The sequence below is a fragment of the Salmonella sp. 741265116_PST genome (genome assembly GCF_046567715.1).
In the GTDB taxonomy this organism is placed as follows: domain Bacteria; phylum Pseudomonadota; class Gammaproteobacteria; order Enterobacterales; family Enterobacteriaceae; genus Salmonella; species Salmonella enterica.
In genome coordinates this window covers 1-25,672 of record NZ_JBKFPH010000022.1, presented here as the reverse complement: position 1 = coordinate 25,672, position 25,672 = coordinate 1, and the positions used below count along the sequence as shown (strand labels likewise).

Below are 25,672 nucleotides of genomic sequence, written 5' to 3'. Positions count from 1 at the left end.
CGTCACGGCGAATAGCGTTAAACAGTGTAGACCCTGGCGCATAAAAAAACCGCCAGCGTGGCGGCTGACGGTTTTTCAGGCTGGTCGCGATTAATAAAAGTCGCAGGTGGCTTTTTCAGCCTGCGCCATCCATACCGGCTTATCACTGGTTTTCGACCAGACACGGTGCAGATAACTATAAAAACGCGCGCGGTCTTTCCAGAAGAGCATCACCGGCAGCGCCAGCACGCCTGCGATCACCGCGAAAGCACGACGGACAAAAATGACATGCGCCGGATAGTCTTTATAATGTTCCATACGTTTCCCCCCTTTATACCGACGCTACCCGCCCCGGTATAGATTGAATCGGTGAATAGCACCGAAAAATTGAACCTCGTTACCTGATTAAAATAGTACCGCTTTCGGTGTAATTTTACTACTCATCCGACCACTTATTTTCACGCTTTTCCAGCAGATTTACATTCAAAGCGTAAATTAGTTACAAAAAGGTTAAATTAATACTAATCATTAGTTAAATAATGGTCTTTGCCATTTTTATACTTTTTTTACACTCCGCCCGCCAATTTTTGCGAAATCTTTGCAGCCAAAAAATTACCTTTCTCAGGAGTAAAACAATGCCACTGGAGGTGCTCTGTGAGTGCAGGCGTGATAACCGGCATCGTGCTGGTTTTCTTACTTTTAGGTTATCTGGTCTATGCCCTGATTAATGCGGAGGCGTTCTGATGGCCGCGCAAGGATTTTTACTGATCGCCAGTTTTTTACTGATTTTATTAGTACTGGCGAAACCGTTGGGTTCGGGCCTGGCAAGGCTCATCGCCGCCGTTCCGTTGCCGGGCGTGGCTGGCATTGAGCGTATCCTCTGGCGGACTCTTGGCATTACCGACCACGAAATGAACTGGCGTCAGTATTTACTGGCGCTACTGACGCTCAATCTGCTGGGACTGGGCATCCTGTTTTGCCTGCTATTCTGGCAGGAGTGGCTGCCCTTAAATCCGCAGCGGCTACCGGGGATGTCCTGGGATCTGGCGCTGAATACCGCCGTCAGCTTTGTCACCAATACCAACTGGCAAGCCTACAGCGGCGAAAGCACGCTGAGCTACTTTAGCCAGATGGCGGGGCTGACGGTGCAAAATTTCCTGTCGGCGGCGACCGGGATTGCGGTGGTTTTTGCACTTATCCGCGCCTTTACGCGCCAGAATGTGCACACGCTGGGTAATGCCTGGCAGGATCTGGTACGCATTACGCTATGGATATTATTTCCTGTCGCGTTAATTATCGCGCTGTTTTTTATCCAACAAGGCGTACCGCAAAACCTGTCGGCTTATCAGCCCATCACCACTCTTGAAGGCGCTAAACAACTCTTGCCGATGGGTCCGGTTGCTTCGCAGGAGGCGATCAAAATGCTTGGCACTAACGGCGGCGGTTTCTTTAACGCCAACTCTTCGCATCCGTTCGAAAATCCCACCGCGCTCACTAATCTGGCGCAGATGCTGGCGATATTTTTGATTCCAGCCGCGCTCTGTTTCGCCTTTGGCGAAGCGGCGGGCGATCGCCGTCAGGGACGCGCGCTACTGTGGGCAATGTCATTCATTTTTGTGGTCTGCGTAGCGGTAGTGATGTGGGCGGAAGTTCAGGGAAATCCACATCTGTTGGCGGCAGGCGCGGACAGTAGCGTCAACATGGAAGGTAAAGAAACACGCTTTGGCGTGCTGGCCAGCAGCCTGTTTGCCGTCGTCACGACCGCGGCGTCCTGCGGGGCGGTAAATGCCATGCACGACTCGTTTACCGCTCTGGGCGGTATGGTGCCGATGTGGCTGATGCAAATTGGCGAAGTGGTCTTTGGCGGCGTCGGTTCAGGCCTGTACGGCATGTTGCTGTTTGTCCTGCTGGCGGTGTTCATCGCGGGGCTGATGATCGGTCGCACGCCGGAGTATCTGGGGAAAAAAATCGACGTGCGCGAAATGAAAATGACCGCGCTGGCGATCCTGGTCACGCCGATGCTGGTCTTGTTGGGTTCGGCGCTGGCGATGATGACGGATGCCGGACGCAGCGCAATGCTGAACCCTGGCCCGCACGGTTTTAGCGAAGTGCTATATGCCGTCTCCTCTGCCGCCAACAACAACGGTAGCGCCTTTGCGGGTCTGAGCGCTAACTCGCCTTTCTGGAACTGTTTGCTGGCGTTCTGCATGTTCGTCGGCCGTTTCGGCGTGATTATTCCTGTCATGGCCATCGCCGGATCGCTGGTCAGTAAAAAAGTACAGCCAGCCAGTCAGGGAACGCTGGCGACCCACGGCGCGCTATTTATTGGACTGCTCATCGGCACGGTACTGCTGGTCGGCGCGCTGACGTTTATTCCTGCCCTGGCGCTTGGCCCGGTAGCGGAACATTTCTCTTTACCTTGAGCGATGCGGAGTACATTGATATGAGTCGCAAGCAACTGGCGCTGTTTGAACCTGTTTTACTCGTACAGGCGCTAACGGATGCCGTAAAAAAACTAAGCCCACGCGCCCAGTGGCGTAACCCGGTGATGTTTGTGGTCTGGGCCGGCAGCGTGCTAACCACTCTGTTAACGCTCGCTATGGTAACAGGACAAATAGCGGGAAGCGCCTTGTTTACAGGGGTGATCAGTCTGTGGTTATGGTTCACCGTACTGTTCGCCAATTTTGCCGAAGCGCTGGCGGAAGGCCGCAGCAAAGCCCAGGCAAACAGTCTGAAAGGAGTGAAAAAGACCGCGTTCGCTCGCCGCCTGCGCGCCCCGCGCCATGATGCGCAGGCCGATAACGTGCCCGCCGCTGAACTGCGGAAAGGCGACATTGTCCTGGTCAAAGCAGGCGATGTTATTCCCTGCGACGGCGAGGTCATCGAAGGTGGCGCCTCGGTGGATGAAAGTGCGATTACCGGCGAATCCGCGCCCGTGATCCGTGAGTCCGGCGGCGATTTCGCTTCTGTCACCGGCGGCACGCGAATTCTTTCCGACTGGCTGGTGATTGCCTGTAGCGTCAATCCTGGCGAAACCTTTCTTGACCGGATGATCGCGATGGTGGAAGGCGCGCAGCGGCGGAAAACGCCTAACGAGATTGCCCTGACGATTTTGCTCATCGCCCTGACCATTGTCTTTTTACTGGCGACCGCCACCCTGTGGCCCTTCTCCGCCTGGGGCGGTAACGCGGTCAGCGTCACCGTGTTGGTGGCGTTGCTGGTGTGCCTGATCCCCACCACCATCGGCGGGCTACTCTCCGCCATTGGCGTAGCCGGAATGAGCCGAATGTTGGGCGCGAACGTCATCGCCACCAGCGGCCGCGCCGTAGAAGCCGCGGGCGATGTCGACGTGTTACTGCTGGATAAAACCGGCACTATCACGCTCGGCAACCGCCAGGCATCCGATTTTATTCCCGCCCGAGGGGTAGACGAACGCACGCTGGCTGACGCCGCGCAGCTCGCTTCGCTGGCCGACGAAACGCCGGAAGGCCGCAGCATTGTGATCCTCGCCAAACAGCGCTTTAACCTGCGTGAACGCGATGTGCAGTCGCTTCATGCCACCTTTGTTCCGTTTACCGCGCAAAGCCGCATGAGCGGGATTAATATCGATAACCGGATGATCCGTAAAGGCTCGGTGGACGCGATTCGGCGTCATGTCGAGAGCAATGGCGGCCATTTTCCCGCCGATGTCGAGCAAAACGTCGAGAACGTAGCGCGTCTGGGCGCGACGCCGCTGGTAGTCGTGGAAGGCGCGCGCGTACTGGGTGTTATCGCCCTCAAGGATATCGTTAAAGGCGGCATTAAAGAACGTTTCGCCCAGCTACGAAAGATGGGCATTAAAACGGTGATGATCACTGGCGATAACCGCCTGACGGCGGCAGCGATTGCCGCCGAAGCCGGTGTGGACGATTTTCTTGCCGAAGCCACGCCGGAAGCCAAGCTGGCGCTGATCCGTCAATATCAGGCGGAAGGACGGCTGGTCGCCATGACTGGCGACGGCACTAACGATGCCCCGGCGCTGGCGCAGGCTGACGTCGCGGTGGCGATGAACTCCGGCACCCAGGCGGCGAAAGAAGCCGGTAATATGGTGGATCTGGACTCTAACCCGACCAAATTGATTGAAGTGGTGCATATCGGTAAGCAGATGCTGATGACGCGCGGCTCGCTCACCACTTTCAGTATCGCGAATGATGTAGCGAAATATTTCGCCATTATTCCCGCCGCGTTTGCCGCTACCTATCCGCAGCTAAACGCGCTCAACGTGATGGGGCTACATTCGCCGAACTCCGCCATTCTGAGCGCGGTGATCTTTAACGCCCTGATTATTATTTTTCTGATCCCGCTGGCATTAAAAGGCGTGAGTTATAAGCCGCTTTCCGCATCGGCCATGCTGCGCCGTAATTTATGGATCTATGGTCTGGGTGGTCTGGTGGTGCCGTTTATTGGCATCAAAGTGATTGATGTGCTGCTGACCCTGCTGGGTCTGGCATGAGGTGTATGATGATCGGTTTACGTCCTGCTTTTTCGACAATGTTATTTCTGCTGTTATTGACCGGCGGCGTGTATCCGCTTCTGACCACGGCGCTGGGGCAGTGGTGGTTTTCCTGGCAGGCTAATGGCTCGCTGATTCATAAAGACAATGTGATACGCGGCTCAGCGCTTATCGGACAATCGTTTACCGCCGCAGGTTATTTTCATGGCCGGCCCTCCGCCACCGCCGATACGCCTTATAATCCACTGGCGTCGGGCGGAAGCAACCTGGCCGCCAGCAATCCCGAACTGGATGCGCAAATACAGTCCCGCGTCGCTGCGCTACGCGCCGCTAACCCCCAGGCGAGTTCCGCGGTTCCGGTTGAGCTGGCGACGGCGTCGGCAAGCGGACTGGATAATAATCTGACGCCCGGCGCCGCGGCATGGCAAATCCCCCGCGTGGCGGCGGCTCGCCAGCTTCCCGTTGAACAGGTCGCGCAACTGGTTGCAGAATATACGCACAGGCCGCTGGCGCGCTTTCTTGGGCAACCGGTGGTGAATATTGTTGAGCTTAATCTGGCGCTGGATGCGCTACAGGGACACAGAGCGAAATGAACGACGAACCCTTGCGTCCTGACCCGGATCGCTTGTTGGAACAAACGCCCCCGCCCCACCGGGGGAAGTTGAAAATTTTCTTCGGCGCCTGCGCAGGCGTCGGAAAAACCTGGGCGATGCTGGCGCAAGCGCAGCGGCTGCGAGCGCAGGGGCTGGATGTGGTGATCGGCGTGGTAGAGACACATGGCCGTAAAGAGACCGCCGCGCTACTTGACGGGCTGACCATTCTGCCGCCAAAACGTCACTCGCACCGGGGGCGGCAAATTCGCGAATTTGACCTGGATGCCGCCCTCGCCCGGCGTCCGGCGCTGATTTTAATGGATGAGCTGGCGCACAGTAACGCGCCTGGCTCACGCCATCCTAAGCGCTGGCAGGATATTGAAGAGCTGCTGGAAGCGGGAATCGACGTTTTCACCACCGTGAACGTACAACATCTGGAAAGTCTGAACGATGTGGTGAGCGGCGTCACGGGGATTCAGGTGCGCGAAACCGTCCCCGATCCCTTTTTTGATGCCGCCGATGAAGTCGTACTGGTCGATCTGCCGCCCGACGATCTGCGCCAACGGCTCAACGAAGGTAAAGTGTATATCGCCGGTCAGGCGGAACGCGCTATTGAACATTTTTTCCGCAAGGGCAATCTGATCGCCCTCCGCGAGCTGGCGCTACGCCGGACAGCCGATCGCGTGGACGATCAGATGCGCGCCTGGCGCGCGCATCCGGGCGAAGAAAAAGTATGGCATACGCGTGATGCGATTTTACTGTGTATCGGGCATAACACCGGCAGTGAAAAACTGGTGCGTACCGCGGCGCGTCTGGCCTCCCGGCTCGGCAGCGTCTGGCACGCCGTCTATGTCGAAACGCCAACGTTACACCGCTTACCGGAAAAGCAACGGCGGGCCATTTTAAGCGCGCTGCGCCTGGCGCAGGAGCTTGGCGCGGAAACCGCCACCCTGTCCGATCCCGCCGAAGAGAAAGCGGTCGTGCGCTATGCCCGCGAGCATAATCTGGGGAAAATCGTCATGGGCCGTCCGGCGTCGCGACGCTGGTGGCGACGTGACGCTTTCGCCGACCGTCTTGCCAGGCGCGCGCCGGATCTCGATCAGGTGATTGTCGCGCTGGAAGAACCGCCAGCCCGCGCGTTGGCGCAAACGCCTGATAACCGACCTTTTAAAGAGAAATGGCGTGGGCAGATTCAGGGCTGTCTGGTCGCCGTGGCGCTTTGCGCCATCATCACGCTTATCGCTATGCAGTGGCTTGTCACCTTCGACGCCGCCAATCTGGTGATGCTCTATTTGCTGGGCGTAGTGGTGATTGCGCTGCTTTACGGACGCTGGCCGTCGGTGGTGGCGACGGTGATTAACGTGGCGAGTTTCGATCTCTTTTTTATCGCGCCACGCGGTACGCTCGCCGTTTCGGACGTGCAGTATTTGCTGACCTTTGCCGTGATGCTGACGGTGGGTCTGGTGATTGGCAATCTTACTGCCGGGGTGCGCTATCAGGCGCGCGTCGCCCGTTATCGGGAACAGCGTACCCGCCATTTATATGAAATGTCTAAAGCGCTGGCCGTCGGGCGTAGCGAACATGATATCGCCGCGACCAGCGAGCGGTTTATCGCCTCGACGTTTCAGGCGCGCAGCCAAATTTTATTACCTGATGCTAACGGTAAGTTGCTGCCTCTCACCCACCAGCAAGGCATGACGCCGTGGGACGACGCAATTGCGCGCTGGAGTTTTGATAAAGGCCAGCCTGCCGGCGCAGGCACCGATACCCTCCCTGGCGTGCCTTATCAAATCCTGCCGCTGAAAAGCGCCGATAAAACGTACGGTCTGGCTATCGTCGAACCGGGTAATTTGCGTCAGTTAATGGTGCCGGAGCAGCAACGCCTGCTGGAAACATTCACTCTGCTTGTCGCCAACGCGCTGGAACGACTGACGCTGACCGCCAGCGAGGAACAGGCGCGTCTCGCCAGCGAGCGCGAAAGTATTCGCAACGCTCTGTTGGCGGCGCTGTCGCATGATTTACGCACGCCGCTGACGGTATTGTTCGGCCAGGCGGAAATTTTGACGCTGGATCTAGCCAGCGCAGGATCGCCCCACGCGCGTCAGGCCAGTGAAATTCGCCAGCATATTCTCAACACCACCCGGCTGGTGAATAATTTGCTGGATATGGCGCGTATTCAGTCCGGCGGGTTTAATCTTAAAAAAGAGTGGCTGACGCTGGAAGAGGTCGTCGGGAGCGCGTTACAGATGTTAGAGCCGGGTTTATTGCATCCGATTACATTGTCGCTGCCGCAACAGTTAACGCTTATCCATGTCGATGGCCCCTTATTTGAGCGCGTCCTGATCAACTTGCTGGAAAACGCCGTTAAGTACGCCGGGCCGCAGGCCAGTATCGGCATTGATGCTGCGGTTAAGGACGATCGTTTACAACTGGATGTCTGGGATAACGGGCCGGGTATTCCTGCGGGGCAAGAACAGAAGATTTTCGATAAGTTCGCCCGCGGCAACAAAGAGTCCGCCGTCCCCGGCGTGGGGCTGGGGCTGGCGATTTGCCATGCTATCGTAGAGGTACACGGCGGCACGCTTACCGCCTATAATCAACCGCAGGGCGGCGCCTGTTTCCGTGTGACGCTGCCGCAAGGAAAGCCACCTGAACTTGATGATTTTCATGAGGATATGTGACAAACGTTCTGATTGTTGAAGATGAACAGGCCATCCGCCGCTTTCTGCGCGCCGCGCTGGAAGGCGACGGCCTGCGCGTGTATGAAGCTGAAACATTACAACGTGGTTTACTGGAAGCCGCCACGCGAAAGCCCGATCTGATTATTCTCGATCTCGGCCTGCCGGACGGCGATGGAATCGATTTTATTCGCGACCTGCGTCAGTGGAGCGCAATACCAGTGATTGTCCTTTCCGCCCGCAGCGAAGAAAGCGATAAGATTGCCGCGCTTGACGCCGGAGCTGATGATTACCTGAGCAAGCCATTCGGCATTGGCGAATTGCAGGCGCGTTTGCGTGTCGCGCTGCGACGGCACGCCGCCAGCCCTTGCGCCGATCCGATCGTCCGCTTTTCCGGCGTGACGGTCGATCTCGCCGCACGGTTGATCCACCGTGGCGACGAAGAAATCCATCTGACGCCGATTGAGTTCCGCCTGCTGGCGGTATTACTCAATAATACCGGCAAAGTATTAACCCAACGGCAGTTATTAAACCAGGTCTGGGGCCCTAACGCCGTGGAGCATAGCCACTATTTGCGCATCTATATGGGACATTTACGCCAGAAACTGGAACAAGATCCCACCCGCCCACGCCATTTTATTACCGAAACCGGAATTGGCTATCGCTTTATGCCGTGAATAGCTATTCATTATTTTTAAATAACTTCTAATTTTTATGTCATTTATTTTCGGCGTCGCGAATAATTATTTTTGCGACGATATTATATTTTATAGAGGTTATAAAAAACATATAATTAACATTTAAGAAACAATCCGTTATTTCACAGCACGATATGCATAATCGCCGACTAATTATTTTTCAAATGATTGTTTTTTGTTGATCTGGTTCACAGATCGCTGGCGCTCCCTGGATAAAATATCCATGCTTTCAATAAATCAATGAAAGGACCTCAAAATGGAAAATAATAATCGTTTTATGCCCCATATAAGGCGGACAACGCATATTATGATGTTTGCCCACCGTAATAGTTTCGATTTTCATTTCTTTAATGCCCGGTAGTTTTTCTGCTACGGGTACTTCAGCATACAGGTCTTTCCGACCCTTATGTCATTCAGGTCTATTGCCTAAATAACTCGAATTGTTAAAAGCGACAGTACGGTAATTTCTTTACGCCCAGCCAGCTAACTATGTGGTTTGACAGAAGAAATTCCGACTCAGCGCAATTTTAGTTATCACGGTTTCTGCCTGTATATCGTAGTACTCAACTTCTTAAATCCTGAATTTCCTGCAACCGGACGGGTTGGGATTTATTACATCTAAAATAAAGCTAATTTACTGATTTTTTATCAGCGGGATAGCTTTGATTTTTTCCGGAAGAATCAGTTTCTCATGCGAGAAATTGAGGGCCTGCTATTACCTGAAATAAAGAGATGAAAAATGTCAGAATTAAAAATTGCCGTTAGCCGTCATTGCCCGGATTGTTTTTCTACACACCGTAATATTGTAAATGTTGATGAGAGTCGTTTCATCGACGTGGCTGCCATCGTGTTATCCATCGACGACATTGAACACGGAAAACTCGATGAAATCGACGCAACGGGTTACGGTATTCCCGTGTTTGTCGCGACTCATGACGAAGGGCGCGTACCGCCTGAGTATTTGCCGCGTATCTCTGGTGTATTCGAATATAATGAATCCCGTACTGCCTTCTATGGTCGCCAGTTGGAAACCGCGGCAAGCCACTACGAAACACAGTTACGTCCGCCGTTTTTCCGCGCACTGGTGGATTATGTCAACCAGGGCAACAGCGCATTTGACTGCCCGGGGCATCAGGGCGGCGAATTCTTCCGCCGTCATCCTGCCGGTAATCAGTTCGTGGAATACTTTGGCGAAACGCTCTTCCGCTCCGACCTATGCAACGCGGACGTGGCGATGGGCGATCTGCTGATTCACGAAGGCGCGCCTTGTATTGCGCAGCAACATGCGGCGAAAGTCTTTAACGCTGATAAGACCTACTTTGTGCTGAACGGGACCTCCTCCTCTAACAAAGTCGTACTCAACGCGCTGTTAACGCCGGGCGATCTGGTACTGTTTGACCGTAACAACCACAAATCTAACCACCACGGCGCATTATTGCAGGCGGGCGCAACGCCAGTTTATCTGGAAACCGCACGTAACCCGTATGGTTTTATCGGCGGGATCGACGCTCACTGCTTCGAAGAAGATTACCTGCGCGAGCTGATTAGCGAAGTCACGCCGCAGCGTGCCCGCGAAGCACGTCCATTCCGTCTGGCCGTCATCCAGTTAGGCACCTATGACGGTACCATTTATAACGCCCGTCAGGTCGTCGATAAAATTGGTCATCTGTGCGACTACATCCTGTTTGACTCCGCCTGGGTCGGCTATGAACAATTTATTCCGATGATGGCCGATTGTTCGCCGCTGCTGCTGGAACTGAACGAAAACGATCCGGGTATTCTGGTGACGCAGTCCGTTCACAAACAACAAGCCGGTTTCTCCCAGACCTCGCAGATCCATAAAAAAGATAGCCATATCAAAGGGCAATCGCGCTACGTTCCGCATAAGCGCATGAACAACGCCTTTATGATGCACGCCTCCACCAGCCCGTTCTATCCGCTGTTCGCCGCGCTGGACGTTAACGCCAAAATGCACGAAGGCGTCAGCGGTCGCAATATGTGGATGGATTGCGTGGTTAACGGCATCGATGCCCGTAAATTGATCCTCGAAAACTGTCATCACATCCGTCCGTTCGTACCGGAACTGATTGATGGTAAACCGTGGCAGTCATACCCGACGTCAGAGATCGCCAGCGATCTGCGCTTCTTCCACTTCGTTCCGGGAGAACACTGGCATGCGTTTGAAGGCTATGCCGAACATCAGTACTTTGTCGACCCTTGCAAACTGCTGCTCACCACACCGGGCATTAATGCAGCGAGCGGCGAATATGAAGACTTTGGCGTTCCTGCCACGATCCTCGCCAACTTCCTGCGTGAGAACGGCGTTGTGCCGGAAAAATGCGACCTCAACTCCATTCTGTTCCTGCTGACGCCGGCAGAAGACATGGCGAAGTTACAACAGCTTGTCGCTCTGCTGGCTCGTTTCGAAAAACTGCTGGAAGCTGATGCGCCGTTAGCGGAAGTATTACCGTCCATCTACAAACAGCATGAAGCGCGTTATGCCGGCTATACCCTGCGTCAGCTTTGCCAGGAGATGCACGATCTCTATGCGCGGCACAACGTGAAACAACTGCAAAAAGAGATGTTCCGTAAATCGCATTTCCCGAAAGTCAGTATGAATCCGCAAGAGGCCAACTATGCCTATCTGCGCGGCGAGGTCGAACTGGTTCGCCTGCCGGAAGCGGAAGGTCGTATCGCGGCTGAAGGCGCTCTGCCTTACCCGCCGGGAGTGCTGTGTGTAGTTCCGGGTGAAATCTGGGGCGGTTCTGTCCTGCGTTACTTCAGCGCCCTGGAAGAAGGGATCAACCTGCTGCCGGGCTTTGCGCCTGAACTGCAGGGCGTTTATATCGAAGAACACGACGGCCGTAAGCAGGTCTGGTGCTACGTCATTAAACCTCGTGATGCGCAGCGCTCCCTGCTGAAGGAGGAAAAATTATGAGTAAACCTAAATCCAATAAAATGGGTGTCGTGCAGCTCACAATTCTGACTATGGTCAACATGATGGGCTCCGGGATCATCATGCTACCGACCAAACTGTCTGAAGTCGGCACGATATCCATTATCTCCTGGCTGGTCACCGCCGTCGGCTCGATGGCGCTGGCCTGGGCGTTTGCGAAATGCGGTATGTTTAGCCGTAAATCCGGCGGCATGGGCGGTTACGCCGAATATGCCTTCGGTAAATCCGGCAACTTTATGGCGAACTATACCTACGGCGTCTCGCTGCTGATCGCCAACGTGGCTATCGCTATCTCCGCTGTCGGTTATGGCACCGAGTTGTTCGGCGCCGCGCTGACGCCGATCCAGATCGGCCTGGCGACTATCGCCGTATTGTGGATTTGTACCATCGCAAACTTTGGCGGCGCGCGTATCACCGGACAGATCAGTAGCGTTACCGTCTGGGGCGTCATCATTCCGGTTGTCGGCCTGTGCATCATCGGCTGGTTCTGGTTTAGCCCCAGCATGTACGTAGCGTCATGGAACCCGCACCATGTTCCGTTCTTTAGCGCGGTCGGTTCTTCCATCGCCATGACGTTGTGGGCATTTCTTGGACTGGAATCCGCCTGCGCCAACGCAGACGTGGTCGAGAATCCGGAAAAGAACGTCCCCATTGCGGTACTGGGCGGTACGCTGGGCGCGGCGGTCATCTATATCGTTTCGACTAACGTGATTGCCGGGATTGTGCCGAACATGGATCTGGCGAACTCCACGGCACCGTTTGGTCTGGCGTTTGCACAGATGTTCACGCCTGCGGTAGGTAAAGTGATCATGGCGCTGATGGTAATGTCCTGCTGCGGCTCGCTGCTGGGCTGGCAATTCACTATCGCTCAGGTCTTTAAATCCTCCGCTGACGAAGGCTATTTCCCGAAAGTCTTCTCTCGCGTAACGAAAGTCGACGCGCCGGTACAGGGGATGTTGATTATTGTGATTATTCAGACTGGCCTGTCGCTGATGACCATTAGCCCGTCGCTGAATAGTCAGTTTAACGTCCTGGTTAACCTGGCGGTGGTGACGAACATTATTCCGTATATTCTGTCGATGGCCGCGCTGGTTATCATTCAGAAAATGGCGAATGTGCCGTCATCAAAAGCGAAAGTCGCTAACTTCGTGGCCTTCGTTGGTGCCATGTATAGCTTCTACGCGCTATATTCCTCCGGTGAAGAAGCCATGCTGTACGGCTCAATTGTGACCTTCCTCGGCTGGACGTTATACGGCCTGGTCTCACCGCGTTTTGAATTGAAAAATAAACACGGCTGATGGCGCGCCCGGGCTGCGGTAACGGTAGTCCGGGCATTTTCACTCTTTGAATAAGATAATAGAAATGAGTAATCCAGAACGGGAAGTCACTGATATAGCAGAAATACTGGCTATTCTCAGTAAACACGAAGTGTGTCGGATAGGGTTTAACGACAATCTCTGTCCGTATGTTGTCCCCGTAAATTTTGGCTACGAGTATCAGAACGGACGCTGGATATTTTATTTTCACGGCGCACGCACCGGGAAAAAGATGCGTCTGTTACGTAAGAACCCGGCAGTATGCATTGAAATGGACGGCGACCATGCGTTACTACGTGCCGATGACCCCTGTGATTATAGCTACGCCTACACCAGCGTTTTCGCCACCGGGCTGGCATCGATATTGCAAACGCGCGAGGAGATGCGCTACGGCCTGGACGTCATTATGCGCCAGACCGATCCGGGAAAAACCTTCAGTTATCGGGAAGATATGATGAAAGCGGTTTGCGTGGTGCGTATCGAATGCGACGCCCTCACCTGTCGCCGGCATCTGGCGACTCAGAGCGAATAAGTCTGATATCACAAGCGCCTTATCCGGCCTGGAGGCGATTTACAGGCCTGATAAGCGCAGCGCCATCAGGCAAAGAGACGTTAATACAAAAAAGGAGCCTTACGGCTCCTTTTTCTTCCATATCGCCCATCAGGCGTTTTTCAATACTTCACTAACGATTTCAACGGCTTCTTTCTCAATCTGCTTGCGATGTTCTTCCCCCAGGAAGCTTTCGCAATAGATCTTGTAAGCATCTTCCGTACCGGATGGACGCGCGGCGAACCAGCCGTTATCGGTCATTACCTTCAGGCCGCCAATCGATGCGCCATTACCCGGCGCTGCGGTAAGACGCGCGGTGATCGGGTCGCCTGCCAGAGTGCTGGCGCTGACCATTTCCGGAGACAGTTTAGACAATGCCGCTTTCTGGGCCGAGGTCGCTGCCGCCTGCAGACGGTTATAGCTCGGCGCGCCAAAACGCGCTGCCAGTTCATTGTAATGCTCTTGTGGGTTTTTCCCGGTAACGGCGGTGATTTCCGCCGCCAGCAAGCACATGATGATACCGTCTTTATCGGTAGACCACGGCGTACCGTCGAAACGCAGGAACGAAGCGCCCGCGCTCTCTTCCCCGCCGAAACCAAAGCTGCCGTCGAACAAACCGTCAACAAACCATTTGAAGCCTACCGGCACTTCCACCAGCTTGCGTCCCAAATCATTCACCACGCGGTCAATCATCGCGGAAGAGACCAGCGTTTTACCGACAGCCACGTCTTTGCCCCACAGCGGACGATGCTGGAACAGATAGTTAATGGCGACCGCCAGATAATGGTTCGGGTTCATCAGCCCTGCAGGCGTCACGATGCCATGACGGTCGTAGTCCGGGTCGTTGGCGAAGGCCAGGTCAAACTTGTCACGCAGCGCCAGCAAACCCGCCATTGCGCATTCGGAGGAGCAATCCATACGGATCGCGCCATCTTTATCAAGGTGCATAAAGCGGAAGGTTTGATCAACCTGATCGTTGACTAACGTCAGGTTAAGCTTGTAATGCTCTGCGATACGTTTCCAGTATTCAATACCGGAGCCGCCCAGCGGATCAACGCCCAGCGTCAGACCGGCTTTCTGAATCGCCGCCATATCAACGATATCCGCCAGCCCTTCGACAAACGGCTGTACCAGATCTACCGCTTTAACGTGGCCCGAGGCCATTGCCGCATCCAGAGAGATGCGCTTAACGCCTTGCAGGCCGCCCGCCAGCAGCGCATTGGCGCGATCTTCTACCACTTTAGTGACGTTAGTATCCGCCGGGCCGCCATTGGGCGGATTATATTTAATACCGCCATCTTCCGGCGGGTTGTGCGATGGCGTAATGACAATACCATCAGCCAGCGGGCCGCCTTTTTTGTTATGGACCAGGATAGCATTTGACACGGCAGGCGTTGGCGTGAAGCCATTATTTTCCTGCACGATAACGTCTACGCCGTTTGCCGCCAGCACTTCCAGCACGGAAATGAAGGCCGGTTCCGAGAGCGCATGGGTGTCTTTCCCCACATAGCAGGGGCCGGTAATGCCATTTTTCGCCCGCTCTTCAGCAATCGCCTGGGCGATCGCCAGAATATGCGGTTCGTTGAAACTGTGACGACCTGCGCTACCGCGATGGCCGGAAGTGCCAAATTTCACGGCATGTTCTGCATTCCCTGCCTCCGGTTTCAGTACATAATACTGCGCCGTCAGTTGGGCGACGTTAATCAAATCACTCTGTTGCGCGGGTTGTCCTGCGCGGTTGTGGATTGCCATTGCCTGGTCCTTCTAATGCAAGGATTAAATTGTTCCGCAAACCTTTTCAATCAATTCCGCCGGGAATTGCATTGACTGCATGATGTGTTCGATCATGCTGCATTTACGGCCGGTGTTGGTGTTGGTGATCACCCAGTACGGCGTGCCGGGAACGTGCTTAGGTTTAGTTTGATTCCCATTTTTCAGCAGCGTTTGTTCATCCGCCGCAAAATAGACGCGCGTGCGGCCATGCAACGACTCCGTCGCCTCCGCAAACGCGTGGTGATCCAGTGAATAGAGTGTAGTCAGAATCAGCATAAAGCGGTTGACCGCTTTTTTCTGCTCGGCATATTCGTCAGACAACAACAGCTCACGCATCGCGCGAACTTTGTCTTTTACCGGGTTGACCGGTTTCGCTTCGGCAACGGGTTGCGCCGCAGGCGTCCCCTTCACCGCTGAAGCCGTTGGCTGTGTCGTGGCGGAAAACTTCAACATACGCCGTAAAATGTCGGATGCGCTCTCGCCGATATGCTTGGTGTGGCTGGCAATATAGCTATAGAGTTCATCATCAACTTCAATCGTTTTCATCTTAATCCAGTGCGATGTCTTTGCTGAATACAAGTCATTGGGATTATAGGAACAAATCCCAACAGCGGATAGCGTTAAGCCCGGCTGACAAAAAAACTCGGAGTAAACCTTAGAGGTTGCAGCCCAGTGGCAGAATGGTCAACATAATACCCTAACCCGACAGAGCGAAAAAAAGAACTTTGCCATGAAATTAAACATCCGAGCGCAATCTGCACAAAACCTGCACAATAATTCCCCCATCGTTCTCGTTCATGGCCTGTTTGGCAGCCTGGACAACCTCGGCGTACTGGCGCGCGATCTGGTGACCGATCACGACATTATTCAGGTCGATATGCGCAATCATGGTTTATCGCCGCGCGATCCGGTCATGGATTATCCGGCAATGGCCCAGGATCTTCTGGATACGCTTGACGCGCAGCAGATTGAAAAAGCGACGTTTATTGGTCATTCCATGGGTGGAAAAGCGGTAATGGCGCTGACGGCGCTGGCGCCCGATCGCATCGATCGTCTGGTCGCGATTGATATCGCCCCCGTGGATTATCACGTTCGCCGCCACGATCGCATTTTCGCGGCCATTAACGCCGTCAGCGAATCCGACGCGACATCCCGCCAACAGGCGGCAGGGATTATGCGCCAACACCTCAACGAAGAAGGCGTAATCCAGTTTCTGTTAAAATCCTGGGCTGAAGGCGAATGGCGTTTTAATGTTCCGGTATTATGGGAGCAGTATCCGCATATCGTCGGCTGGGAAACCATTCCGCCCTGGGAACATCCGGCGCTGTTTATTCCAGGCGGTAACTCGCCGTACGTGACCGAAGCGTACCGCGACGCGCTGCTGGCGCAATTCCCTTTGGCGCGCGCGCATGTGATCGCCGGCGCGGGCCACTGGGTACATGCCGAAAAACCTGAGGCGGTTCTGCGCGCCATCCGCCGTTATCTGCACGATAAACGCTAACTGATTAAAAACTCATCGCCTGTGCGCGATTACGCGCGCGGGCGTTGGCGTCGCTTCCTCGCTGATGTATGATGGCGCGCTATCCATCCGGGCATAAGCCTGGCTGATTGTTTCCCCCGAAGTCACCAAAATCATGGCCAAAGAACAAACGGACCGTACGACATTAGATCTGTTCGCGCACGAGCGTCGCCCGGGACGACCTAAAACGAATCCGCTTTCGCGCGATGAACAGTTACGCATCAACAAGCGCAACCAGTTAAAACGCGACAAAGTTCGTGGCCTCAAGCGTGTCGAATTAAAACTCAACGCACAAGCGGTTGACGCGCTGAATGAGCTGGCCGAAGCGCGCAACATTAGCCGCAGCGAGCTCATTGAAGAAATATTAATGAAGCAGCTTATGGCGCTGCGCGGCCAGGGTTTAGTCTGAAAATAAGTTTTGTTTCATATTTCGTGTAGCAGAGCGTGCAGTCCCGCGTGATTGCTGTTTCCGCATATCTGCCTGTTCTGCTATGATTGCCCTTATCCGTGGGCAATTCGCCACCACCATTTCAATAAGTTTCAAGAGGTTATTTTACTCATGGCAATCACTGGCATCTTTTTCGGCAGCGACACCGGTAATACCGAAAATATCGCAAAAATGATTCAAAAACAGCTTGGTAAAGACGTTGCCGATGTGCATGACATTGCAAAAAGCAGTAAAGAAGACCTGGAAGGGTATGACATTCTGCTGCTGGGCATCCCAACCTGGTACTATGGCGAAGCGCAATGTGACTGGGATGACTTCTTCCCGACTCTCGAAGAGATTGACTTTAACGGTAAGCTGGTGGCGCTGTTTGGCTGTGGCGATCAGGAAGACTACGCGGAATACTTCTGTGATGCGCTGGGCACGATTCGCGACATTATTGAGCCGCGCGGCGCCACGATTGTGGGTCACTGGCCAACCGCAGGCTATCATTTTGAAGCCTCTAAAGGTCTGGCTGACGACGATCATTTTGTCGGCCTGGCGATTGACGAAGACCGTCAGCCTGAGCTGACCGCCGAGCGTGTTGAAAAATGGGTTAAGCAAGTTTCAGCTGAATTGCACCTCGACGACATCCTCAACGCCTAATCTTATGCGGCGCAGCGTTATATCTGCGCCGCATCAATAGACAAGACCAATCAAAATAATTGCTACAAATTTGTAACTTTCGCACCCATCCCTGTACAATGTCCGGGTGTAATCAGGTGGCGCCAAAATTTGCAGGCAAAACCACAGTTTTATTAACATCTGCGAGAGACTTGCGGTTTTCATTTCGGCATGGCAGTCCTATAATGATACGCATTATCTTGAGTGCAATTTCTGTCACTTCTCTAATGAAGTGAATCGTTTAGCAACAGGACAGATTCCGCATGACTGACAACAATACCGCATTAAAGAAGGCTGGCCTGAAAGTAACGCTTCCTCGTTTAAAAATTCTGGAAGTTCTTCAGGAACCAGATAACCATCACGTCAGTGCGGAAGATTTATACAAACGCCTGATCGACATGGGTGAAGAAATCGGTCTGGCAACCGTATACCGTGTACTGAACCAGTTTGACGATGCCGGTATCGTGACCCGCCATAATTTTGAAGGCGGTAAATCCGTTTTTGAACTGACGCAACAACATCATCACGACCATCTTATCTGCCTTGACTGCGGAAAAGTGATTGAATTTAGTGATGACTCTATTGAAGCGCGCCAGCGTGAAATTGCGGCGAAACACGGTATTCGTTTAACTAATCACAGCCTCTATCTTTACGGCCACTGCGCTGAAGGAGACTGCCGCGAAGACGAGCACGCGCACGATGACGCGACTAAATAAGTGTAAATCTTTCGAAGAGCCAACCGCCCGGTTGGCTTTTTTATATCCTCCTCTTTCCTGCCGCTTGATGTTGATTTAATGTAAAAAACGCTATCGCATCTCAGGAGAGCAGGAATGGAGCTTCGCCAGTTACGCTATTTCGTGCGTATTATTGAAACCGGCAGTATGGGCAGCGCCGCACAGGATCTTGATATTGGCGTTTCAGCCTTAAGTCAACAGATGTCCCGTCTGGAAAACGAGCTTGCTATCCGTCTGCTGCAGCGCACCTCGCGCGGCGTAACGCCAACCAACGCCGGGCTGGCCTTTTATTCGCAGGCGCAACTCGCCCTGCGTCATGCCGACGACGCGATTCTCGCCGCCAGAGAAGCGCGCCTTTCCGGTCATGTGAGCGTAGGAATGGCCCCCAGTACCGCCTCCATACTGGGTATACCGTTTATCCATGCCATGCAGGAAAACTATGCCGATGTCCGACTGCATGTGGTGGAAAGCTTGTCCGGTAATCTGGAAAGAATGATCAATACCCGCCAGATTGATTTAGCCGTTGTCTTTCAAAAAGATAAAATCCTGCGCTGGAGCGCCAGACCGATCCTTGAAGAACAGCTTTTTCTGATTGGCTCCCATGCCCTGCTGGCGGCGCTTCCTGATAACCCGATCACACCTGAACAACTGGCAGGCATTCCGCTCATTATGCCAAGCCAGGGACACGGGCTGCGCGGCAGGCTGGACGCTGTCTGCCAGGAACATGCGCTTAACGTTGAAATCGTCGCGGAAATTGACGGCCTGGCGTTGTTGATGCGCGCCGTGCGCGACGGTCTTGGCGCCACGTTGCAGCCCGGCGCGGCGATTTCTCACCTGGATAACGACGCGCTACGCGTGATCGGCGTCCATAATCCGGTACTCAGCCGCCCCAATTTTTTAGTCAGCCTGTCGGATGATGAACTGACGCCCGCCGGCCTTGCCGCCAGAGTAGTCCTTACCAAAGTTATGCGTCAGTTAGTCGACGCCGGTGAATGGCCAGGCGCAACCCTTTACGCTTACTAAACCCCTGTTTAGCGCTACCTGATAGCGCGCCGCTTATTTATCCGTATACATTTCAATTACAAATTTAACAAATAGTTAAATGGTACGGGAGTATAAGATGGTTGATGTACTGGTGATAGGCGGAGGCAATGCCGCATTATGCGCCGCCCTGACCGCACGGGAAGCGGGCGCATCGGTTCTGCTGCTGGAGGCTGCCCCGCGGGAATGGCGCGGCGGAAATTCTCAGCACACACGAAACCTGCGCTGTATGCATGATGCGCCGCAGGATGTGCTGGTAGAAAGCTATCCTGAAGAGGAATTCTGGCAGGATCTGTGGCGAGTCACCGACGGCAACACCAACGAGGCGCTGGCGCGGCTGGTCATTCGCACCTCTTCGCAATGCCGCGACTGGATGCGCAAACATGGCGTTAACTTTCAACCGCCACTGTCTGGGGCGCTCCACGTTGCGCGCACCAATGCGTTTTTTATGGGCGGCGGGAAAGCGCTCGTCAATGCCTATTACCGTAGCGCCGAACGGCTGGGCGTACAGATTCGCTATAACACGCCGGTTCACGCGCTTGAACTTCATGACGGCGAATTCGTAGCAGCGCTGGCGGGTAGCGAACGTATTACCGCCAAAGCCTGCGTATTAGCGGCTGGCGGTTTCGAATCAAACCGTGAATGGCTGCGGGAAGCCTGGGGAGAAAACGCCCGCGGCGAATGGCCCGCGGATAATTTCCTGATTCGCGGCACGCGTTTTAACCAGGGCGTATTACTCAAATTTATGATGGATGCCGGCGCGGATATCATTGGCGATCCGTCCCAGTCGCACTGCGTAGCGATTGATGCCAGGGCGCCGCTGTACGACGGCGGTATTTGTACTCGCGTGGATTGCGTATCGCTGGGTATTGTCGTGAATCGCGACGCCGAACGTTTTTATGATGAAGGCGAAGATTTCTGGCCGAAGCGTTACGCCATTTGGGGGCGGCTGGTGGCTCAACAGCCAGGACAAATTGGCTATTCGATTATTGACAGCAAAGCCATCGGCCACTTTATGCCGCCGGTTTTTCCTGGCGCGCAGGCCAATACGTTGGCTGAGCTGGCCTGCCAGTTGGGGCTGGACGCGGAAAAATTTACCCATACCGTCACGCAGTATAACCAGGCCTGCCAGCCCGGTCATTTTGATCATACCTTGCTTGATGACTGCGCTACTAAAAACCTGACGCCGGCGAAAACCCACTGGGCGCGCCCGCTTGATGCACCGCCCTACTACGGTTATGCGCTGCGACCCGGCATCACGTTTACCTACCTGGGCCTGAAAGTCAATGAACGTGCCGCGGTGCATTTTGCCGGTCATCCAAGCCGCAACCTGTTTGTTGCTGGCGAGATGATGGCAGGAAATGTTCTGGGCAAGGGGTATACCGCAGGCGTAGGCATGTCTATCGGCACAACCTTTGGCCGCATTGCGGGAATAGAAGCCGCCCGCGCGGCGCACAAGGAGGCGCAGCATGAAACAGCTTGAAAAATTAATCATTGAGGCCACCGTGCTTACCGAACCGGAAGCCGAGGTCGAACGCGTCATGCAAGTGTGTAACGCGTGTCGCTACTGCGAAGGTTTTTGCGCGGTATTTCCGGCGATGACCCAGCGGCTCGAATTCGGTAAAGCCGATATTCATTATCTGGCGAATTTATGTCATAACTGCGGCGCCTGCCTGCACGCGTGCCAGTACGCACCGCCCCATGAATTTGCCATTAACGTGCCGAAAGCGATGGCGCAAGCCCGCCTGGAGACGTATCAACAGTATGCCCAGCCCGCCGCTTTTGGCGCGTTATACCGCCGGGCGGGGATCACCGTCGCGCTGGCGCTGATAGTCGGTCTGACGCTCTTTTTATTACTGGCGATGGCGCTGAAAGGGTCGCTGATTCATCCACCGCTGGCCGGTGACTTCTATCAAATTTTTCCGCATAGCCTGCTGGCATGGATGTTTGGCTCAGTTTTTGTGCTGGCAATCGGTTTGCTTATGGCGGGCGTAATTCGCTTCTGGCGTGAGATCTCGCCGGGCGTACCGCGTTCGGCGGAGATTGCGGAAGCGTCGCACAATGCGTTAACGCTGAAATATCTCGACGGCGGTCACGGCAAAGGCTGTAACGAAGCGGACGATGCGTTCACGCTGCTGCGCCGTCGCTTTCATCACTTTACCTTCTACGGTTTTATGCTCTGTTTTGCCGCCACGGTCGTGGCGACGGGCTATCACTATGTCGCCGGTTGGGAAGCGCCCTATCCGTTCTTTAGCCTGCCGGTCATGCTCGGCACGCTGGGCGGTATCGGTCTGCTTATCGGCCCGGCCGGGCTACTGTGGCTCAATCTGCGGCGGTCGCCGTTACATGGCGATGCGCGCCAGAAACCCATGGATCGCGGCTTTATTCTGCTGCTGTTCTTAACCAGCCTTACCGGGCTGGCGCTGCTGGCAGGCAGAGACACCAGCGGAATGGGCATACTGCTGGCGCTCCATTTAGGCGTGGTGATGGCGCTCTTTCTCACCCTTCCCTACGGAAAATTCGCCCACGGATTTTTCCGCTGCGCGGCCTTACTCAAATGGGCAATTGAGAAGCGACGCGGAAAACATGCGGGAGATACAGGCAACTGACCCGCAACATCTTACCCATAAAACAATAAAGACAGTGGAGAGCAAACCCTATGGCACAACACACACCTGCAACATCGCGCGCCGGCACGTTCGGCGCAATACTGCGCGTGACAAGCGGCAATTTTCTTGAACAGTTTGATTTTTTCTTGTTCGGATTTTACGCCACCTATATCGCCAGAACGTTTTTTCCGGCGGAAAGCGAATTTGCCTCATTAATGTTGACCTTTGCCGTCTTTGGCTCCGGTTTTTTAATGCGCCCCGTCGGCGCGATTGTGCTTGGCGCCTATATTGACAGAATCGGACGTCGTAAAGGGCTGATGGTGACGCTGGCGATTATGGGCTGCGGTACGTTGCTCATCGCCCTCGTCCCCGGCTACCAAACGATCGGCCTGGCAGCGCCTGCGCTGGTGCTGTTGGGCCGGTTATTACAAGGATTTTCTGCGGGCGTTGAGTTAGGCGGCGTCTCAGTCTATCTGTCCGAAATCGCAACGCTAGGCAATAAAGGGTTTTATACCAGCTGGCAATCTGCCAGTCAGCAGGTCGCGATCGTTGTCGCCGCGTTGATTGGTTATAGCCTGAATATCACGCTGGGACACGACGCGATATCGGAGTGGGGCTGGCGAATTCCGTTCTTTATCGGCTGTATGATCATTCCGCTGATTTTTGTTTTACGTCGTTCATTACAAGAAACAGAAGCGTTTTTACAACGCAAGCATCGCCCCGACACCAGGGAAATTTTTGCAACTATCGCCAAAAACTGGCGCATTATTACGGCCGGAACGCTGCTGGTGGCGATGACCACCACAACGTTTTATTTTATCACCGTTTATACGCCGACCTATGGCAGAACCGTGCTTAATCTCAGCGCGCGGGACAGTTTGATCGTTACCATGTTGGTGGGGGTGTCCAATTTTATCTGGTTACCCATTGGCGGCGCGATTTCCGACCGGATTGGCCGTCGCGCCGTGTTAATGGGCATTACGTTGCTGGCGCTGATCACCACCTGGCCCGTCATGCAGTGGCTGACCGCCGCGCCCGACTTTACCCGCATGACGCTGGTACTGCTGTGGTTCTCTTTCTTTTTTGGCATGTATAACGGCGCAATGGTCGCGGCGTTAACCGAAGTGATGCCAGTCTATGTGCGTACCGTTGGTTTCTCGCTGGCCTTTAGCCTGGCGACGGCAATTTTTGGCGGCCTGACGCCGGCCATCTCTACCGCACTGGTAAAGTTAACCGGCGACAAAAGCTCGCCCGGCTGGTGGCTGATGTGCGCGGCGTTATGTGGACTTGCCGCGACGGCGATGCTGTTTGTACGTCTGAGTCGCGGCTATATCGCGGCAGAAAATAAAGCCTGAAAAAACCACGGGCGGAAAACATTCGCCCGTGGGTGGCAAGGCAGGGTTTTATTGCACATTATTATGACTGCGAATTTCCTGCCAGACCTTATCGCAGTCAGCCTTGACCGCCTGATCGTTACCCGTGCGCGTCGCCTGAATGCACTGCTGATAGTCCAGTACCCGCACACTTTCTTCGTTAGCAAATTGCTGATGTTTGCGCTCTTTTTTAAGGACATTCAGTACGCTTTGGCAGGCCTCTATCTTCTCAGGCGAGCCCTGTGCGGTATTGATACAGGCGCTGTACGCCTCTTTCAGCCGGCTATCTTCTTCCGGCGCGGGTGATGACGCACAGGCCGTCAAACCAGCGGTCATGCTGGCGATGAGTAAAATTTTTTTCATAGGTCGTTCCTCAACAGCGCGGCAGACCGGCTGCCTGCCGCATCTGACATCAGAAAATAGTGAATGGCGCAATAACGATAAATTTCACGTCACGCTCATCCTGGAAGATGTTGCCGTAACCACCGCCCCAGCTTGGAATATTGGAGTGGTTGTCATATTCGGTGAAGTGCAGCTTGAACATGGTGCCTTTGGCACGCCCCTCCTGCAGGGTATAGACCGCATCCAGACTGTATGAGGACTCTTCGATAGTGCGGTTTTTGTCGTAGTAAGCATCCGGGTTACTTTGCCAGGTTGCCGGTTTGGCATCCCAGGCGTAAACGTAAGACGCGCCCACAGCCCAGCCCGGCAGATTCCAGTTTTTCAGGTCATACATCGCGCCGAAGAAAACCGCCTTTTCACCGTTAGCGTTAAAGTCGGAGCGGTTATCCCACCAGATATCCAGACGACCGTTTGAAGAGGCGTAGGTTGGCGTCATACGTTGCAGAAAATAGCCCTGCTGACCGTCCGCTTTCACCCAGGTACCTTCCAGACGCAGGTCAACCACTTCCGCGACTTTGTAGCCGAAGGTCAACGCCTGCAGCCAGGCCGTACCGTCGTAAATATCATTCACGCTGCGATCGTCTACTTTGTCGCGCGCGCCGTAGAACTGGTAACTGGTGGTGAACGGATTGCCGCCTAAATCAAATTTATAGCTGGCCTTTGCGAAATATTGATCGACATAGCCTTCGGACTGACCAAACGCCGCTTCCAGCACCAGATCATTTTTGAAGTCGTACTTCGCGCCGATGGAATGGAGGTAGTCCACATTGGTTTTTTTATCCGCCTGATAAAACTTATCCATTTCGGTATGCCACGGCGCTTTATATTCGTTAGTCCACATGTAGGAAAAACTTAACGCGCCTGCATCGCCATAGTCAAAACTGGCGCCGGCTTCCGCACCCTGATAAGTACCCGGCATAAAACTCCAGTGCGGCGCTAACAGCGTCTGACCAGTAGGCTGAATATAACCGGCGCGCGCCCAGACCGGGCCATATTTAAATTTCGCAGCGGCTTTATAAAGACTGATACCGCTCTTATCGCCGGAATAGTCTTCGTCGTAGCCTTTATTCTTTTTCGAGAAGGCAATTTCGTTTGGATGACCGCTGTCGCCGTTTTCTGCCATTTCAATCGCGGTAAACGCCGCGATATCCAGACCGAACATATCCGCAGCGTAACCAGACTGAAAATCCAGGTTAGCGTTCCAGGTCGCATGAGAAAGGTTAGTTTTATATTTGTCGCCGTCGGTCACATCTTTGCGATCGCGTTCACGCTGCCAATAATAGATGCCGCCCGTTAACGTGGAGTCGTCGAAAAAGCCGGAGGCTTGCGCCTGCGGAACAACGATCCACCCCGACATTGCTGTGATACCGGCGATAGCCAGAGCCAGCGTACTACGTTTGCCACTAAACGTACGCATAAGTTAATCCTCTTTGACGTATAAATTGCTGCCGACAAAAGCGAACAGCGAAAAAATAAAAATAAAAAGTAGCGCTGAGAAACCTCATTTACTACGTTAAATAGACTATTTTTCGCGATGCGAATTATCAATCTCTTTCTGTAACCAGTATGTAATAATATGAGCAACCGCACATATTTAATTGCTTTCTGTTACATTCGGCTGCTGGTGGGGGAAGCAGACCGCCAGAAAGAAAATTGACTTGTTTTCCATAGGTATGAAAATAATTGTCTCCTGTTGACCTGACGCTTATAACATTTAGATTAATAATCATTTATCAGATCAATAATTTTCAGAGAATAATTAATTCGCCTCGCAAAAAAGAGAATCGACTTAGAGCCTATCCCACCAGGCGTTATTGGCGCAGCCAGTTTGGACACGGACAGCGCGCAAAA

Annotated in this window: 23 protein-coding genes and 1 pseudogene; 19 read left to right on the top strand and 5 right to left on the bottom strand. The window is 53.9% G+C overall.

Annotated elements, in window-relative coordinates; translation table 11 throughout:
• Positions 1 to 90 precede the first annotated feature (90 nt).
• Positions 91 to 297 (bottom strand): YbfA family protein, encoded by a 207-nt coding sequence (locus tag ACLD11_RS15535; protein WP_000401437.1) that lies wholly within the window; start codon positions 295 to 297, stop codon positions 91 to 93.
• Between the two features lie 336 nt (positions 298 to 633).
• On the opposite strand from ACLD11_RS15535, the gene kdpF reads away from it, so the two are divergent.
• The 10 genes from kdpF to ACLD11_RS15485 all read left to right on the top strand — a co-directional run bounded on the left by kdpF (position 634) and on the right by ACLD11_RS15485 (position 13,244).
• Positions 634 to 723, top strand: a complete 90-nt coding sequence (kdpF, locus tag ACLD11_RS15530) for a K(+)-transporting ATPase subunit F (protein WP_001670793.1) — start codon at positions 634 to 636, stop codon at positions 721 to 723.
• Positions 723 to 2,402, top strand: coding sequence for a potassium-transporting ATPase subunit KdpA (kdpA, locus tag ACLD11_RS15525; RefSeq protein ID WP_411012057.1), 1,680 nt, complete (start codon positions 723 to 725; stop codon positions 2,400 to 2,402). Before kdpF ends, kdpA begins: the two co-directional genes overlap by 1 nt.
• A gap of 20 nt (positions 2,403 to 2,422) precedes the next feature.
• Positions 2,423 to 4,471, top strand: coding sequence for a potassium-transporting ATPase subunit KdpB (kdpB, locus tag ACLD11_RS15520; protein ID WP_411012056.1), 2,049 nt, complete (start codon positions 2,423 to 2,425; stop codon positions 4,469 to 4,471).
• Between the two features lie 8 nt (positions 4,472 to 4,479).
• Positions 4,480 to 5,064 (top strand): potassium-transporting ATPase subunit KdpC, encoded by a 585-nt coding sequence (kdpC, locus tag ACLD11_RS15515; protein WP_208293191.1) that lies wholly within the window; start codon positions 4,480 to 4,482, stop codon positions 5,062 to 5,064.
• Complete coding sequence (gene kdpD, locus ACLD11_RS15510; protein WP_411015083.1) at positions 5,061 to 7,745, top strand: two-component system sensor histidine kinase KdpD; 2,685 nt, start codon at positions 5,061 to 5,063, stop codon at positions 7,743 to 7,745. Before kdpC ends, kdpD begins: the two co-directional genes overlap by 4 nt.
• On the top strand, positions 7,742 to 8,419 hold the full coding sequence (gene kdpE / locus ACLD11_RS15505; RefSeq protein ID WP_000186054.1) for a two-component system response regulator KdpE: 678 nt from the start codon (positions 7,742 to 7,744) through the stop codon (positions 8,417 to 8,419). Before kdpD ends, kdpE begins: the two co-directional genes overlap by 4 nt.
• Positions 8,420 to 8,696: 277 nt before the next feature.
• Entirely contained in the window at positions 8,697 to 8,801 is a 105-nt protein-coding gene (speFL, locus tag ACLD11_RS15500) for a leader peptide SpeFL (protein ID WP_015632840.1), read from the top strand.
• Between the two features lie 378 nt (positions 8,802 to 9,179).
• Positions 9,180 to 11,378 (top strand): ornithine decarboxylase SpeF, encoded by a 2,199-nt coding sequence (gene speF, locus ACLD11_RS15495; RefSeq protein WP_080207843.1) that lies wholly within the window; start codon positions 9,180 to 9,182, stop codon positions 11,376 to 11,378.
• Complete coding sequence (potE, locus tag ACLD11_RS15490) at positions 11,375 to 12,694, top strand: putrescine-ornithine antiporter (RefSeq protein WP_000042655.1); 1,320 nt, start codon at positions 11,375 to 11,377, stop codon at positions 12,692 to 12,694. Before speF ends, potE begins: the two co-directional genes overlap by 4 nt.
• A 64-nt stretch (positions 12,695 to 12,758) precedes the next feature.
• Positions 12,759 to 13,244: a pyridoxamine 5'-phosphate oxidase family protein gene (locus ACLD11_RS15485; protein ID WP_000070056.1), complete on the top strand. Its 486-nt coding sequence runs from the start codon at positions 12,759 to 12,761 to the stop codon at positions 13,242 to 13,244.
• 129 nt (positions 13,245 to 13,373) lie between these two features.
• Here the strand turns inward: ACLD11_RS15485 and pgm are convergent, their stop codons facing one another.
• Positions 13,374 to 15,014 carry a phosphoglucomutase (alpha-D-glucose-1,6-bisphosphate-dependent) gene (gene pgm, locus ACLD11_RS15480; protein WP_000974385.1) on the bottom strand — a complete coding sequence of 547 codons (1,641 nt, stop codon included), beginning with the start codon at positions 15,012 to 15,014 and terminating at the stop codon, positions 13,374 to 13,376.
• A gap of 24 nt (positions 15,015 to 15,038) precedes the next feature.
• Complete coding sequence (seqA, locus tag ACLD11_RS15475; protein ID WP_000848395.1) at positions 15,039 to 15,581, bottom strand: replication initiation negative regulator SeqA; 543 nt, start codon at positions 15,579 to 15,581, stop codon at positions 15,039 to 15,041.
• Between the two features lie 184 nt (positions 15,582 to 15,765).
• On the opposite strand from seqA, the gene ybfF reads away from it, so the two are divergent.
• From ybfF to tcuC, 9 genes and pseudogenes are all read left to right on the top strand, one after another.
• Positions 15,766 to 16,536 (top strand): esterase, encoded by a 771-nt coding sequence (gene ybfF / locus ACLD11_RS15470; RefSeq protein WP_000773245.1) that lies wholly within the window; start codon positions 15,766 to 15,768, stop codon positions 16,534 to 16,536.
• A gap of 133 nt (positions 16,537 to 16,669) precedes the next feature.
• Positions 16,670 to 16,963 (top strand): LexA regulated protein, encoded by a 294-nt coding sequence (gene ybfE / locus ACLD11_RS15465; protein WP_001040939.1) that lies wholly within the window; start codon positions 16,670 to 16,672, stop codon positions 16,961 to 16,963.
• Positions 16,964 to 17,113: 150 nt separating this feature from the next.
• Positions 17,114 to 17,644 (top strand): flavodoxin FldA, encoded by a 531-nt coding sequence (gene fldA, locus ACLD11_RS15460; RefSeq protein WP_001018621.1) that lies wholly within the window; start codon positions 17,114 to 17,116, stop codon positions 17,642 to 17,644.
• Positions 17,645 to 17,847: 203 nt separating this feature from the next.
• Positions 17,848 to 17,933 (top strand): annotated as a pseudogene (locus ACLD11_RS15455) (ryhB-regulated fur leader peptide).
• A complete protein-coding gene (gene fur, locus ACLD11_RS15450; protein WP_000131699.1) occupies positions 17,926 to 18,378 on the top strand; it encodes a ferric iron uptake transcriptional regulator in 453 nt (150 codons plus the stop codon). The pseudogene ACLD11_RS15455 and the gene fur overlap by 8 nt, the downstream one beginning before the upstream one ends.
• A gap of 114 nt (positions 18,379 to 18,492) precedes the next feature.
• Positions 18,493 to 19,419, top strand: a complete 927-nt coding sequence (gene tcuR, locus ACLD11_RS15445) for a tricarballylate utilization LysR family transcriptional regulator TcuR (RefSeq protein ID WP_000423371.1) — start codon at positions 18,493 to 18,495, stop codon at positions 19,417 to 19,419.
• 97 nt (positions 19,420 to 19,516) lie between these two features.
• On the top strand, positions 19,517 to 20,920 hold the full coding sequence (gene tcuA, locus ACLD11_RS15440) for an FAD-dependent tricarballylate dehydrogenase TcuA (protein ID WP_000228705.1): 1,404 nt from the start codon (positions 19,517 to 19,519) through the stop codon (positions 20,918 to 20,920).
• A complete protein-coding gene (gene tcuB, locus ACLD11_RS15435; protein ID WP_080097140.1) occupies positions 20,907 to 22,046 on the top strand; it encodes a tricarballylate utilization protein TcuB in 1,140 nt (379 codons plus the stop codon). Before tcuA ends, tcuB begins: the two co-directional genes overlap by 14 nt.
• 50 nt (positions 22,047 to 22,096) lie before the next feature.
• Positions 22,097 to 23,401 (top strand): tricarballylate/proton symporter TcuC, encoded by a 1,305-nt coding sequence (gene tcuC / locus ACLD11_RS15430; RefSeq protein ID WP_183047244.1) that lies wholly within the window; start codon positions 22,097 to 22,099, stop codon positions 23,399 to 23,401.
• Positions 23,402 to 23,449: 48 nt separating this feature from the next.
• Here tcuC and chiQ read toward each other — a convergent pair whose 3' ends face one another.
• Entirely contained in the window at positions 23,450 to 23,782 is a 333-nt protein-coding gene (chiQ, locus tag ACLD11_RS15425; RefSeq protein ID WP_000722260.1) for a ChiQ/YbfN family lipoprotein, read from the bottom strand.
• A 49-nt stretch (positions 23,783 to 23,831) separates the two neighbouring features.
• The gene (gene chiP / locus ACLD11_RS15420; RefSeq protein ID WP_001258803.1) at positions 23,832 to 25,238 is read right to left on the bottom strand and encodes a chitoporin ChiP; all 1,407 of its coding nucleotides are present in this window, start codon (positions 25,236 to 25,238) and stop codon (positions 23,832 to 23,834) included.
• Positions 25,239 to 25,672 lie beyond the last annotated feature (434 nt).